The sequence below is a fragment of the Polaribacter sp. Hel1_85 genome, assembly GCF_000766795.1.
Taxonomy (GTDB): Bacteria; Bacteroidota; Bacteroidia; order Flavobacteriales; family Flavobacteriaceae; genus Polaribacter.
In genome coordinates, this window is sequence record NZ_JPDS01000002.1 from 572,030 (window position 1) to 587,970 (window position 15,941).

9 protein-coding genes and 1 pseudogene are annotated in these 15,941 nt (G+C 30.0%); all 10 read left to right on the forward strand.

Features of this window, described 5'->3' with window-relative positions:
• Positions 1-7: 7 nt before the first annotated feature.
• The 10 genes and pseudogenes from PHEL85_RS09765 to PHEL85_RS09800 all read left to right on the forward strand — a co-directional run bounded on the left by PHEL85_RS09765 (position 8) and on the right by PHEL85_RS09800 (position 15,915).
• Complete coding sequence (locus tag PHEL85_RS09765) at positions 8-1,795, forward strand: L-fucose isomerase (RefSeq protein ID WP_036824545.1); 1,788 nt, start codon at positions 8-10, stop codon at positions 1,793-1,795.
• 57 nt (positions 1,796-1,852) lie between these two features.
• Positions 1,853-3,163 carry an FGGY family carbohydrate kinase gene (locus tag PHEL85_RS09770; RefSeq protein WP_052108522.1) on the forward strand — a complete coding sequence of 437 codons (1,311 nt, stop codon included), beginning with the start codon at positions 1,853-1,855 and terminating at the stop codon, positions 3,161-3,163.
• A gap of 23 nt (positions 3,164-3,186) precedes the next feature.
• Positions 3,187-4,188: a class 1 fructose-bisphosphatase gene (gene fbp / locus PHEL85_RS09775; protein ID WP_036824547.1), complete on the forward strand. Its 1,002-nt coding sequence runs from the start codon at positions 3,187-3,189 to the stop codon at positions 4,186-4,188.
• A 38-nt stretch (positions 4,189-4,226) separates the two neighbouring features.
• A complete protein-coding gene (locus tag PHEL85_RS09780; protein ID WP_036824549.1) occupies positions 4,227-8,357 on the forward strand; it encodes a hybrid sensor histidine kinase/response regulator transcription factor in 4,131 nt (1,376 codons plus the stop codon).
• Positions 8,358-8,378: 21 nt separating this feature from the next.
• Positions 8,379-8,615 (forward strand): annotated as a pseudogene (locus PHEL85_RS09785) (helix-turn-helix domain-containing protein); the annotation flags it as partial.
• Between the two features lie 44 nt (positions 8,616-8,659).
• On the forward strand, positions 8,660-8,863 hold the full coding sequence (locus PHEL85_RS18340) for a helix-turn-helix domain-containing protein (RefSeq protein ID WP_410477250.1): 204 nt from the start codon (positions 8,660-8,662) through the stop codon (positions 8,861-8,863).
• 133 nt (positions 8,864-8,996) lie between these two features.
• Positions 8,997-11,573: a T9SS type A sorting domain-containing protein gene (locus PHEL85_RS09790; RefSeq protein WP_036824555.1), complete on the forward strand. Its 2,577-nt coding sequence runs from the start codon at positions 8,997-8,999 to the stop codon at positions 11,571-11,573.
• A 55-nt stretch (positions 11,574-11,628) separates the two neighbouring features.
• Positions 11,629-11,784 carry a hypothetical protein gene (locus tag PHEL85_RS17960; RefSeq protein WP_200882342.1) on the forward strand — a complete coding sequence of 52 codons (156 nt, stop codon included), beginning with the start codon at positions 11,629-11,631 and terminating at the stop codon, positions 11,782-11,784.
• A gap of 89 nt (positions 11,785-11,873) precedes the next feature.
• Positions 11,874-12,212 (forward strand): hypothetical protein, encoded by a 339-nt coding sequence (locus PHEL85_RS09795; protein ID WP_036824557.1) that lies wholly within the window; start codon positions 11,874-11,876, stop codon positions 12,210-12,212.
• Positions 12,213-12,591: 379 nt separating this feature from the next.
• Positions 12,592-15,915: a T9SS type A sorting domain-containing protein gene (locus tag PHEL85_RS09800; RefSeq protein WP_036824560.1), complete on the forward strand. Its 3,324-nt coding sequence runs from the start codon at positions 12,592-12,594 to the stop codon at positions 15,913-15,915.
• Positions 15,916-15,941: the final 26 nt, after the last annotated feature.

The following is a 15,941-nucleotide window of genomic DNA, read 5'->3' on the forward strand; positions in this document are numbered from 1 at the left end:
ATAAATCATGAGTAGATTAATTGGTAGACTACCAAAAGTAGGAATTCGTCCTGTGATTGATGGACGTGAATTAGGGGTTAGAGAGTCTTTAGAAGTTCAAACAATGGACATGGCTAAGGCTGCAGCTAAACTAATTGAGGAAACATTGCGTTTTCCTAGTGGAGAAAAAGTAGAATGTGTTATTGCAGATACTACTATTGGAGGTGTTGCAGATGCAGCAGCTTGCGCAGATAAATTTAAAAGAGAAGGAGTAGAAGTTTCATTAACAGTAACTCCATGTTGGTGTTATGGAACAGAAGTTATGGATACAGATCCTTCAACTCCAAAAGCAGTTTGGGGATTTAATGGAACAGAAAGACCAGGTGCTGTGTATTTAGCAGCTGCTTTGGCAGGATATTCTCAAAAAGGATTACCAGCTTTTGGTATTTATGGTAAAGAAGTTCAAGATGGTGGAGATCAAACAATTCCTCAAGACGTTTCTGAAAAGATTTTACGTTTTGTAAAAGGTGGTTTGGCTGTTGCTCAAATGAATGGTAAATCTTATTTATCTATAGGATATAGTTCTATGGGTATTGCTGGTTCTATGGTAGATGTAAACTTTTTACAAGATTACTTAGGTGTTAGATCTGAGTTTGTAGAATCTGTAGAAATTTTAAGACGTATAGATGAAGGTATTTTTGATCAAGAAGAATATGCAAAAGCATTAGCTTGGACAAAAGAAAACTGTATAGAAGGAAAAGACTATAACAGCCCTGAAGCTCAAAAATCAGCAGAAGTAAAAGAAGCTGAGTGGGAAAAAGTTGTGAAAATGACTTTAATCTGTAAAGATTTAATGAACGGAAACCCAAAGTTAAAAGAAATGGGCTTTGGTGAAGAATCTAAAGGTAGAAATGCAATTATGGGAGGTTTCCAAGGTCAACGTCAGTGGACCGATTACCAACCAAATGCAGATTATACTGAGTCTATTTTAAATTCATCTTTTGATTGGAATGGAATTAGACAAGCATATACTTTTGCAACAGAAAACGATTGTTTAAATGCAATTTCTATGTTGTTCGGACACTTGTTAACAAACAAAGCTCAGTTATTCTCTGATGTACGTACGTACTGGAGTCCTGAGTCTGTAGAAAGAGTTACAGGTAAAAAATTAACAGGTATTGCTAAAGATGGAATTATCCACTTAATCAATTCTGGATCTACAACGTTAGATGCAACTGCACAACAAGAAGATGCTGAAGGAAACCCTACAATGAAACCATTCTGGGATATTTCTGAAAAAGAAGTTCAAAGATGTTTAGATAATACAAAGTGGCCTGCAGCAATTGCAGAATATTTTAGAGGTGGTGGTTTTTCATCACAATTTAAAACGAGAGGTGAGTTACCAATGACAATGTGTAGAATAAACTTGGTTAAAGGAATTGGACCAGTTTTACAAATTGTAGAAGGATGGAGTGTTGAGTTGCCAGAAGATGTTCATGAAGTTTTAGATGAAAGAACAAATCCTACTTGGCCAACTACATGGTTTGTGCCTAGAACAACAGGTACAGGTTTCTTTAAAGATGTGTATACAGTAATGGCTAAATGGGGAGCAAATCACGGTGCAATTTCTCATGGACATATTGGTGCAGATTTAATTTCTTTAGCAGCAATGTTACGTATTCCTGTGAACATGCATAATGTTAGTGAAGATGACGTATTTAGACCAAGTGCATGGTCTGCTTTTGGAGAAGGATTAGAAGGAGCTGATTACAGAGCTTGTAAAAATTACGGTCCGTTATACGGATTTAAAGAATAACTATTAAAAGGTGTTTGACTTTTTAAGTTAAACACCTTTCTTAAATTTTGAACAGTCATGATAAACGTAATTGCTGTTATTGATATAGGGAAGACAAATAAAAAAATACTTTTGTTTGATGAAAACTTTGAAGATGTATATCAAAATTCAACACAATTTGATGAGGTTTCTGATGAAGATGGATATCCTTGTGATGATATAGATTCTATCGAAAATTGGATAAAGAGTGAAATTAAAAGAATACAATCTGAAGGTGAATATTCTATAAAAGCTATTAATTTTTCTACACATGGAGCTAGTCTAATTTATTTAGATAAGAATGGAGAAAGAATTACACCTTTATATAATTATTTAAAGCCATTAGACATAGAAGATTACAAAGAGCCTTTTGAATCTTATGGAGGAAAAGAAGAGTTTTCTAGAAAAACAGCTTCTCCTGCTTATGGAATGTTAAATACTGGGCTTCAAATTTTAAAATTACAAAAAGAAAAACCAGTATTTTGGAGTAAAGTAGATACTATCTTACATTACCCACAATACTTAAGTTATCTTTTTACAAAAAATATAACTGCAGATTTTACTTCTGTAGGAGCACATACAGCAACTTGGGATTTTGATAATATGGAATACCATAAATGGGTTTCTGATTATAAATTAAATTTACCAACTCCCCAGAAAGGTACAGAAGCTGTAAGTGTAGAATTTAATAGTCAAAATATTGCAATAGGAACTGGTTTACACGATAGTTCTTCTTCGATCATTCCGTTGTTAGAAAAAAGAAAAAATAAAGAATTTATATTACTATCTACAGGAACTTGGATTATAGCAATGAATCCTTTTAGTAAAGATAGTTTAACACAACAACAGTTAAAAAATAATTGTTTGTGCTTTATGACTCCAGAAAAGCAGCAGATAAAATCATCTATGCAGTTTTTAGGAAAAATACATGAAGTTTACTTAACAGCATTAAGTGAGTTTTATAAAGTTGATGTAAACAAACATTTACATCTTCAATTAAATAAAAAATTGTGTCAAGAAATATTATACGAAAATTCACGTGTTTTCTTATCCGAAGGAATAGATGAAGATTTTGAAGCACATCCAAATTTATTAGCAAACTATGCAAACTATGAAACTGCATATTATCAACTAGTTTTTGAAATTAGTAAAAAAGTAATTAAAGGAATTAAATTAATTTCTGATGAAAATTCTTCTATTAAAGAGGTTTTTATCTCTGGAGGATTTAATAAAAATCTAATATTTATATCATTTTTAAAATTACTAAAAAATGATATTGTAATAAAAATTTCTGATTGTAAAAACGAAAGCGCGTTAGGTGCTGCGTTAATGATGAAATCTTATTTATAAGTTTAATTATTATTAAAAAATCTATGAACCAACAAAAAAGAACTTTAGGAGAATTTATTATTGAAAATCAATCTTCTTTTCCTTTTTCGAGTGGGGAGTTGTCCAGCCTTTTAAATGCATTACGTTTAGCAGCAAAAGTTGTAAACCATGAAGTAAACAAAGCAGGTTTAGTAGATCTTTTTGGAAATTCTGGTGATGTAAATGTACAAGGTGAAGATCAACAAAAATTAGATGTTTTTGCAAACAATACATTTATACAATCTTTAAAAAATAGAGACATTGTTTGTGGTATTGTTTCTGAAGAAAATGATGAATTTTTAACTATAGAAGGATTAGACAAAAAATCTAATGGTAAATATGTAGTTCTTATGGATCCTTTAGATGGGTCATCTAATATTGATGTGAATGTTTCTGTAGGAACAATTTTTTCAATCTTTAGAAGAATTACACCAATAGGAACACCAGTAGAAGAAAAAGATTTTTTACAACCAGGTAGAGAGCAAGTTGCGGCAGGTTATGTTGTTTATGGTACTTCTACAATGTTAGTCTATACAACAGGTGATGGAGTTAATGGATTTACACTAAATCCAGCAATTGGTTCTTTTTATCTTTCTCATCCAGATATGAAATTTCCAGAAAAAGGAAATATTTACTCTGTAAATGAAGGTAATTATAGTCATTTTCCAGAACCCGTAAAAAAATATATAAAATACTGTCAAAAAGTAGAAGAAGACAGACCTTATTCACATAGGTATATTGGTTCTTTAGTATCTGATTTTCATAGAAATATGATAAAAGGAGGTATTTATTTATATCCAAATAGCACAGTAAATATAGAAGGAAAATTAAGACTACTTTATGAGTGTAATCCAATAGCTTTTTTAACAGAGCAAGCAGATGGTATTGCAATTAATGGTGTAGAAAATATATTAGATATTGTTCCTACAGATATTCATGAACGAGCTCCTTTTTATTGTGGTAGTAGTTCTATGGTAAAAAAATTACAAGAATTTATTGAAAAATAAAATCTAGTATTTATATTTAGTGAAAATTAAAAAGTAATATGAACAGAGTTCTATTTTTCATTGGTTTTGTATTTTTACTATGTATTCAACAAATTAGTTCTCAAAATTTTGAGAGAATTTCTAATAAAGAAGGTTTTAATCAAAATACAGTAAATGCCATAGAACAAGACAAATATGGTTTTTTATGGTATGCAACCCCAAATGGTTTAATTCGTTATGATGGGTATGAGTTTAAAACATTTACTACTCAATCTAAGAGTGATGGAGCAATTTCTAGTAATAATATTACTTATTTGTTTAATGATAAAAACGGAATACTTTGGATAGGAACAAATGTAGGTGTTAACATTTATGTGCCTTGGTTAGAACGCTTTTTTACAGTGCCGCTTAAATATAATATTGATGTAAATAAAATTGATTCTGAAAACGATGGTTTTGTTTGGATATCTTCATCTAAAGAATTAATAAGATGTAAATTAAAAGATGTTAGTAAAGGTATTTTTGAAGTGTCTGATAATATTCTTGATGAAAAAACAGAAAATATAAAAATTAATACTTTTGCTTTTGGACTAAATTCTTCTAAAATTTTAGGAACAAATAATGGACTGAAAAAAGTTAGTTATCAATCAGAATTCTCTTTGGTAAATAATGCGACTTTTAATTTAGATGAATTTAATTACTTTAATAATAAAGATATTACTGAAATTATTAAAGTAGATAACATATATTGGATTGGTACAAACGACGGTTTATATAGTTCAAATTTAGACTCAAACTCAAAATATTTAGTTAAAAAAATAAAGATTCAAAATAAAGAAACTTCTTTCTTTGTAAATAGTCTTTTTAAAGACAATCAAAATACAATATGGATTGGTACAACAGGAGATGGATTGTATAAATATAACCCCATTTTAAATTCCTTTAGTCACTTTAATTACGATTCAAAGAATAAAAATAGTATTAGTAGTCATCAAATTAATGCCGTTTTTCAAGATAGTTTTAATGTTCTTTGGATTGGTACTGCACAAGGTGGAATTAATAAATTAGACCTTTTTCAAAAACCATTTTACTCATACACACACAACCCATATAATAAGTTTTCTATTGGTGATAATTTAATAACATCAATACTTGAAGATAATAATGGCAAAATCTGGGTTTCTGGTTATAATAAAAAACTATTTAGAAGCATAGATACAATTAATGAAAACAGTCTAGATAAAATTAAGTTTGAAGATTTACAAAGTAAATTACCTATTGAAGAAAATGATATAATAAGATGCATTTATCAAGATCAAAGAAATTATATTTGGTTTGGTACCGATAAAAAAGTATTTGTATACAGCCCCATAAAAAAAGATTTTAAAGAAATTCAATTTTTATCAAAAGATAATAATGCACAATTATTTTTAACAAGAAAAATTGCTCAGATAAATGAAACAGATATTGTTTTATCTGGTAATAAAATTATAGTAATAGAAAATCCCTGGAAAGAAATAGAGCAAAAAAGAAACCCAAAAATTAAGATAAAATCTAGCTTAAAAATAGCTGCAAGTAGAGTGCAATCTTTCTTGCAAGATAGTAGCAATCAATTATGGTTTGGAACAGATTATGGCTTATTACAATGTAAATATAAAGATGGAAATATTAAAGTAATAAGACAATACCAAGACAATAAAACAGGGAGTAGTAAAATAAGTTACAATAGAGTTTTTACTTTGCTTGAAGATGATAAAAAGAATATTTGGATTGGTACTTTTGGTGGTGGTTTAAATAAATTAACGTTAGACAGTGATCATAATCCTATTAAAATGGATTATTTTAGAAAAAACGATGTCTTGCCAGATGATGCAATTTATGGAATCTTAGCACAGAAAAACAGCAATGATTTATGGATTAGTACAGATATGGGATTAGTTCGTTTTAATAAAGAAACTAATAAAGTAAATGTTTTTGATGTTAGTGATGGTTTGTTTCACAACAACTTTAGACAATCTGCTTATACAAAAGGAAAATCTGGATTGATGTATTTTGGGGGATTAAATGGCTTAACTATTTTTAATCCGAAGAAAATGGTTTTAAATAAACAACCTCCAAAGGTTTTAATAACCTCTTTATTAATTAATAATAAACCTATAACGATAGGTGAGAAATTAGATGATATTGTTATTCTAAATAAAGTTATTTCAGAAACAGATACTATTACTGTAAGTAAAAATCAACGAATTATATCTTTTAATATTGTTGCAGAACACACATCTGCGCCAGCAAAAAATAAAATAGCCTATAAATTAGAAGGTTTTAATAAAGATTGGGTAGAAATAAATAAAGGTAAATCTGGTATAACTTATACCAATTTGTCTGCTGGTACATACAAGTTAAAAGTAAAATCTGCTAATGGTGATGGTATTTGGAGTGCCTCAACAAAAACATTAACTTTAATTATTTTACCGCTTTGGTATCAAACTTGGTGGAGTTACTCTTTATTGATGCTGATGTTTTTAGGAGTTGGTATAGGGATCGTTTTCTATTTTGTTAGGCATGAAAAGTTAAAGCAAAAATTGATTTATGAGCAAATAGATAAAGATAAAATGGAGGTTATTAACCAAGGTAAGTTTAGATACTTCACAAACTTATCTCATGAGTTTAGAACACCTTTAACATTAATTTCTGGTCCTTTAGATAGAGTAATAGAAAATAATATCAACCCAGAAAATGAGCGTTTTTTGACGATTATTAAGAGAAATACTCACAGACTTTTAAGTTTAATAGACCAATTAATAACATTTAGACAGGCAGAACAAGGTTTTCTAAATTTAAACTTTACAAAATCTACTTTAGGTGATTTTTTATATCCAACAACAGAAGCTTTTGAAAATTATGCCTTAGAAAAAAATATTAATTTTTACTATAAAATTAGTTCTCCAAATGAAGAAATTGTTATAGATGTAGAAAAAGTTGAAAGAATACTTTTTAACTTACTTTCAAATTCGTTTAAAAATACGCCAGCACAAGGAACTATAAATATTGATGCTTCAATTGTATTTGTAGAAAATATTAAAAGTATTAAAATTGATGTTGTAGATACTGGAAAAGGGATTCCAAAAGAAAATTTAAAGAATATTTTTGAAAGGTTTTATCAATTAGGAAATCAGGAAGGTAATGTAAGTGGTGGAGGTGTTGGTTTGTCATTTTGTAAATCTTTGATAGATTTATTTAATGGTAGTATTTCTGCAAAAAGTAAACCGAATAAAGAAACACGTTTTACAGTTATTATTCCATCGTCAAAACTAGAAGAAGTTTCAATTGAAGAAAATAGTGTAAAAAAATCATTTATAAAAAATTGGGTGCCTTTACAGCCTAAAAATTTAGAAAGTGATAGTAGTAAGCAACAAAGTAAAAAGAAACACAATATTTTAGTTGTAGAAAATGAGCTAGACATACAAGATTTTCTAAAAAGTGCCCTTTCAGATTCTTATAATGTTACAATAGCAAACAATGGTGTAGAAGCATTAGAAGAAATTAAAAAAGCAGAATTTAGTACTATTATAAGTGATGTTATGATGCCAGAGATGGATGGTTTTGAATTATGTAAAAGAATAAAAGCGAATCCAGAAACTTGTCAATTACCCGTGTTACTTTTAACTGCTTTGGGAGATAATGCCGATTTAATTAAAGGGTTAGAGTTTGGAGCAGATGAATATATTAGCAAACCATTTTCTTTAAAACACTTAGAACTTCGTTTGAAAAAATTAATTGAAAATAATCATAAGATTAAAGAATATTTTTCAAAAAATAGTTTGCCTCCAAAAAATAAAAAAGAATTAGGTTTATCTAAAAGAGATGTAACGTTTTTAGAGAAAATTACAGGTATAATAGAAGAAAATTTATCTAATTCAAATTTTGGAGTAGAAGAACTTTCTATAGAAGCAGGTTTAAGTTCTTCTCATTTTTATAGAAAATTAAAACAACTTACAGGGCAAGTGCCAAATGTATATTTACGTAATTTTAGATTACAAAGAGCTGCAGAATTATTAGCTAGTAATAGTGGTTTTAACGTTGCTGAGGTAATGTATCAGATTGGTATAGAATCTAACTCTTACTTTTCAACTTCATTTAAAAAGCTGCATGGTGTATCTCCTTCAGAATACTTAAAAAGGTCGAAATGATAGTTTTGAGCAAAAAAAGAAGGTTTAAGTTCTTCTCATTTTTATAGAAAATTAAAACAACTTACAGGGCAAGTGCCAAATGTATATTTATGTAATTTTAGATTACAAAGAGCTGCAGAATTATTAGCTAGTAATAGTGGTTTTAACGTTGCTGAGGTAATGTATCAGATTGGTATAGAATCTAACTCTTTCTTTTCAACTTCATTTAAAAAACTGCACGGTATATCTCCTTCAGAATACTTAAAAAGGTCGAAATGATAGTTTTGAGCAAAAAAAAGAAGGCTTAAGTTCGTCTCATTTTTATAAAACAACTTGGGTCAAGTACCAAATGCATTTTACACAATTTTAGATTACAAAGAGCTGCAGTACTATTAACTAGTAATAGTGGTTTTAGCGTTGCTAAGGTAATGTATCAGGTTGGTATAGAATCTAACTTTTACTTTTCAACTTCTTTTAAAAAGTTACATGGTGTAACTCCTTCAGAATACTCAAAAAGATCAAAATGATGACTTTGAGCAAAAGAATGATGAGTATCAGGAAATCGTTTTCGTACTACACCCCCTAACTTTGTAAATAATAAACCTAATTAATTAAAACTAAAAAACAATCATGAAAAAACAATTACTAAAAATTTTTAACATGAAAAAAACAGCATTTTTGCTATTTGCTTTTATTGGCCTAAGTAGTTTTCAATTAAATGCGCAAACCGACGGAACCTTTAATGCAACAACCGATGCTCTTTGGACTTTAGATACAAATTGGTCAAGTAATACAATAGCATCTGGAACTGGTACCGTTCTTCAGCTGGCTACTCTAGACTTGAATGGTAATCAATCTATAGGATCAATTCAAACAAACAATCCAGCACCTTCTGTTTCAATTTCTGGAGGTACTTTAACTCTTGTTGGTGCTACTACAACTGCTTTTGATCATCAAATCATAAGAAACCGAATCACTAATGATACTTGGACAATAGATTGTAATATAGATGTAAATGTTGACGGTAAAGATATTCATAATAGAAATAGAGATAACTCATATCTTGTTTTCGCAACTGGAAATACATTTAATTTAAATGCTAATACAATTAATATAGATAATAGTTTAGGTGCAGGTTCTAACCCTGTAGAGTTTAACGGAGTTATTGCAGGTTCTGGAACTATTAATTTAACAAAAGGTTATGTAACTTTAGGGGCTGATTCTACAAGTCCTGCTTATACAGGAGGGATAACTTTTGGAGGTTTAGATGGTTTATTAACTATAAGCAGTACAAGTAATATTATAAGTTCTATTGGAGTATTACCTGCTTCTGATGGTAATTCAGAGATAATGTTTAATACGAATCAAACCGCTTTAACTACCCTTACAGTAGATACACAAAATTTAACTATGGATTTTCATGATGATGTAACAGCTGTAGAATTTACAGGAATTGGAACAATGACTGGTGCTGTAAACTTACAAAGCTATGAGTCTGGTGTGCTTAAGATTGGAAGCTCTGGTACTGTTTCTCAAACCATCTTAGATACATGGCTTATTAATGGTGTAGAACCTGATAATGGTGCTATTACTCAAGATGTATCTGGTTATATTAATATTCCAACATATACCACAACAGCTAATGGTACTTGGGAAGCTGGCGCTACTTGGGTAGGTGGAGTTGCTCCTTCTGCAGCTACAGACAATATAATAATAAACCATAATATAACTATTAACTCAGACATAGTTGTAAATGATTTTTCAATCATTAATATGGGGGGTAATACAGAAAGAGTAACAGTTGAGGCTGGGTATTCACTTACTGTTAATGGTGATGCAATTACAAAACATCAGCTTATAGCTAATTCAACAGATGCTAGTTTTGCTAGTTTAATTATGAGTACTACTGGTAGTACTTCACAAAATATTGGGTACAATAGATATATTAATTCAAACGCAAATGGTAACGACCTTATTGCTCCACCAATTCTTGAATCGTTTGCTACTATTCAAGGTAATTTTTACGCTAACCCATCAGATGCAACTCAAATTTTATTTGGCCCATTTGATAATACAACAGGTGCATTTACCAATTGGGATACAGATGACAGTAACGGTAATTTAGTTGTTGGAAAAGGATATAGAGCAGCTACTGATGCTGGAAGTACGGTTCAATTTAAAGACGCTATTACATCACCAGTAGCTGATGTAACTGTTTCTATTACAGATGGAGGTGACCCAGCAACGTATGGTCAATGGAATTTAATTGGAAACCCTTACCCTTCTTATTTAGATTTTGATACTTTCTTTACAAATAATACAGGTCAATTTGAAGCAGGTACTAACAACGCTGTTTATGGCTGGAATGGTGGTGGATATACAATTTGGAATGCTGCAACTTCTCTTAGTAGTCCTGGTAATAAAATAGCACCTGGTCAAGGTTTCTTTGTAAAAACAATAGAATCTACAGAAGGTACAGTAACATTTACACCAGCAATGAGAGTTACTGGAAATAGTGAAGATTTTGTTGGTTTTTCAAAATCGGCGAGTAACGTAAATAATGCTTTAGCAAAAATAAATTTAAGTAGTGCTACAAAAACATTTGCTACAGATATCTATTTCATAGACAACCAAACAAAAGGTATAGATTCTGGTTACGATGCAGGTGCTTTTGATGAAAGCAAAGATGGTATTTATACAAATTTAGTAGAAGACAATACAGGTGTAGCACTTTCTATACAAGCTTTACCTTATGAAGACTTTAATGATGTAGTTGTGCCAGTTAGTATTAACGGTGAGGCTGGTGCAGAATTAACAATTAGTTTAGATAAAGTTTCTTTAACAATTCCTTCTAATACATATGTATATCTTAAAGACAATGTATTAAATACTACTACTTTGTTAAATGATACAGATTATGTATTTACACCAGATACTGCATTAAGTGGTGCAGGACGTTTCTTTATAGAGTTCTCTGCTAAAGCAGTATTATCTACAGATGAGTTTGCTGTAAATGAATTGTTAATTTATACAAACCAAGAATCAAAATCAATAATTATTAAAGGAGTTTTAAAAACAGCTGCTACTGCTAAAGTTTTCGATATTCAAGGTAGAGAAGTGTTAGAACAAAAATTAGATAATTCTAGTATATCAAATGTTGTTAATGCAAACGCATTAAAAACAGGAATATACATGGTACAGTTAGAAGATAAAGTTCAAAAAGTTATTATCAAATAGAAGATAACTATTTAAATTTTTAAAACCTTTAATAAAATTATTTAAAACACATAAAATGAAAAACAATCAAGAAGATATCACCAGAAAAGAAGCTGTTAAAAAAATGGGTAAGTATGCTGCACTTACAGCATTAGGTACATTTATGATATTAAACCCACAAAAAGCACAAGCACAATCTATGCCACCTGATGCATCAGGTACAGGATTTTAATAAAATTAATTATAATTAGCATAACATATTACAAGCATTTAAAAGAAATAATATTTTAAATGCTTGTATTTTAATAACAAATCGAAATCATGAAAAAAGTAATATTATTTTTAGTTTTTACAGTAACAATGAGTAGCTCATTATTTGCTCAAAAAAATATAGAAAAAAAGGTAAATACATATGTAGAAACTGTTGCAAGTAAAATAACACTTTCTAGTAAAGAAAAAGAAACCTTAAAAACCTTAAAGGTGGCACAGATGCAATCTGCTTTTGAAATTAATAAAAAGTATGAAAAAGGTACGCCAGAATTAAAAGAACAAAGAAAAGCCAGTAGTAAAAATTTTTCTAAAGCACTTATAAATGCTTTTGGAAAAGAGAGAGCTTTAGAAATTAAAAAAGCATCTAAAAAGAAGAAAAAGAAAAACTAGCTTTCAGTATATAGTATACATATAGAACATCCTTTTGTGTTTCTGATTTTTTTAAATATTCCCCCTAAATATTTTATGAAAATTAGCCAAAAGGATGTTCTATTTTAAAATATAAGTAAAAGATTGTAAAACCTAATTGTTCTTATAATAGTTAGTATGTTAGAGGGAGTATGTTGATTTGAAAAACAATATTTTTATTCTATTAAGAGCAACAAAAAGATGAAATAGAGTAAACACTTAGCGGCAATTAATCTTTAATTTGTTTTCAAAATATTGAGTATCATCAAATTTATACTGATTTCAGTAAGAAATTGTTTAATTAGAGAAAGTACAATATTCCTATTTCAGCAATATTTTCAAAAAAAATAACATCAAAAAAATGATTAAAAAGGTTTATTTAATAGCTATATTTTCATGCATATTTACATACTCTATACAAGCACAACATCTTTGGTACGAAAATGAAACAGACACAGAGAATATTATATTTTCAAACACTGGAAACGGTACTTTTTCTATTAACGAAACCAATCCAGATACCAGTGGTATAAACACAAACGCAGTAACTTCTAAGTTTGTTAGAGAAGCCAATGTTTCAAAGGGATTCGCTTATTTTGATTTATTCACACCTTTAACAACTGCTTCAAAATACACCGTAAAATTAAAAGCCTATACAGATGTTGCCACTTCAGACTTATCATCAGAACCAAATCGTTTGCGTCTGTATTTACGAAATACTAATACGAATGAGCAAATATATAAACAAAAAAAATTTACTGAAGGAGAAACTTGGGAAGAGTTCTCTTTTGTTTTTGAAGCTAGTGAAATCACAGATGGTTTAGAAAGTGGAGGTTACAATCAAGTATATATAGGTTATGGAAATGGACAAGAATCAACATCTGAGATAACCTATTATATAGATCAAATTAAAGGATCAATACCACAAGTACCCCTTGAAGAAGTTCTTAAAGGTTCTTGGGGAGGTCGTTTTTACGTGAGGGCTGGTGAAGATTTAGATGTATATGTTGCTTCAGAAGCTGATGGTGGTAAAGGCTATGATTATATTGCAGGTGCGCAAGAAATTGCTGATAGTTACCCTACAATGGGGCATGTAATTACCAATGGTACTAATAATGCAAATTCACATTTGTGGACTTTAAGAACAAATCCTAATGTAGATGCTGTAATGGGAGCTACAGGTTCTGTTGTAGATGAAGAATTTGTACCGAGTTTAGAGAATGAACAAATCATTATTGATGTTATTGATATCTTTAAAAATTCAGGTAAAAAAGTAATCTTATATATAAACTCTTTAAGCCCAGGAGATAGAGCATCAGATGAAGGGGCAGCATCCTGGAATAACTATGTAGATACTTATTTTGATGGTAATAATCATGAAGCATGGATGAATTATTGTGAAGGTTATATCAAACGTTTTACAGAATTAGGAGTTGATGGTTACTGGTTTGATACATTTGGACAATATGCTAGAAATAATAGTCTTGGAAGTGCTGGTGTTGATACGACTGATGAAGAAAAAAATGAGTTTGTAGAAATGATTCGTAATACAGCTCCTAATGCTATTATAGCAAATAATAAAGATAAACATCAGTTTCTAGATGAAGACGGCGAACTAATACTTGTTGATACTGATGGGGTTAATGAAACGGTAGGTATTGATTATAATGATCTAGCTGAAGGTGAAGATGATGATGATATACCTTTTGAGGAAGATGAAAGAGATTATGCTATCATAAAAATGCAAGCAACAAACCCTTGGTCAGACTTTACAGCAGGACATATTACACCTTTAGGACAAGGAGCTCCTCCTAATTCTTGGGCGTATGAAGAATTCACAGTACCAGATATTGAAGAAAATCATATAACGATATATGAAGAAAATTCTAAACAAACATTAAAACATTTATTTTTACCTATAAGATCTACTTGGTCTAGCGAAAGGTCTGACTTAATGTTTGATAAAGAACAAGCGTATCGTTTTGCTAAAAGAATTACAGATGCAGGAGGATCCGTTACATTTTCAAACACAACATCTACAGATGGTACTACCTCAGATGATGAGGTAGAAATATTAACATTTATAGATCAACAATTTACCATCAATGCAGATGCAACCGTTTATCAACGTCCTGCAGGTGCCTTTCTTGTTGGAGAAGATCATACATTAAATACTTGGAATGGATTTTCAGATTCAACTTGGCTTACTGATACAAATTGGAGTAAAGCTACAGTACCAGTGCTTACAGACAATATTATAATACCTTCAGATGCGCCAAATTACCCTACAATAACCACAGCAGTTTCTATAAACAGTATTTCTATAGAAGACAATGCTTCTTTAGTATTTAATGCTGGAGGAACTTTAACTGCTACTACAAATGTAGTTTACAAAAGAATAATAGATGCTAACAAATGGTATCAAATGTCATCGCCAGTAATTGGAGAAAGTTATGATAACATTTGGATTGCTGATAACGATATTGCTTCTGGTACAAGTAGTAATAGAGGTGTAAGTATTTTTGACAATACTTCTTTAGATGATACAACTGGTCATTGGAGATATTTCCAAACAGATGGAGCTGTCACTTCTTTTAATGTAGGACAAGGTTATGGAGTTATTCGTGCAACAACAGGTACAATTTCTTTTACAGGTTCTGAGTTTTATTCAGATAGTCAAACCACTACTATTTCACAAAGTACAAGTAATTATAACTTAGTAAGTAATCCTTTTACTGCATATCTAAATTTAGGAGACTTTTTTCAAGATAATGCTACATCTAATTTATTAGGTCAAAATTCAATTTGGGTTTGGAATGCTACTAATGCTACTTATGATGTAAAAACATCTGGAAATGATGGTGATTATGAAATTGCCCATGGTCAAGCATTTTTTGTAGAAGCAGGAACCGCTGCGAATACGGATGATAATTTAACTTTTGATATCAATGATGTTTCTCACCAAGGAACAGATACTTTTCAAAAATCTACAAGTACAAAATCTTCAATAAATATTTCTATTACTGATGAAAATAGTAATACTAGAATGGCAAAAATCTATTTTAATGAAGAAGCAACTATAGGTTTTGATAATGGTTATGATGGAGAGTTATTTGGGGGTGTTTCTCAGTCTTTAGCTTTATACTCAGAATTATTAGATGACAATGGTAAAAATTATCAAGTACAAACTTTACCAACATCGTTAAAACAATCTGCTATTATCCCTTTAGGTTTAAAGGTAGATGCTAGTATAAGCATCACCATAAATGCAGAATTCGATAATTTTCTATCAGATAGTTATGCGTATTTAGAAGATAGGAATAAAGGTTCTTTTACATTATTAAATGATAATACTTTTAGCTTCACTACAGAAGAAGCTTTAAATGGAAAAGGACGTTTTTATCTTCATACTTCAGCACAAGTATTAAGTACAGAAACTCAAATTTCAGAGAATCTAGCTATTTATAAAGTTAATAATTCTACCTTAAAAATAAAGGGTTTGTCTAAAACTAAGGCAAATATTACGCTATTTAATACTCTAGGTAAACAATTAATGAATGTTTATTTTGATTCAAATGGTGCTGCTGATGATGCTATTTCTTTACCAAATTTAGCTACAGGAATATATATAGTTCAGTTAAAAACGACCTCTGGTGTACTGAAAAAGAAAATATTTTTAGAATAAATTTAGTATAATCCCTAAAATTTAAA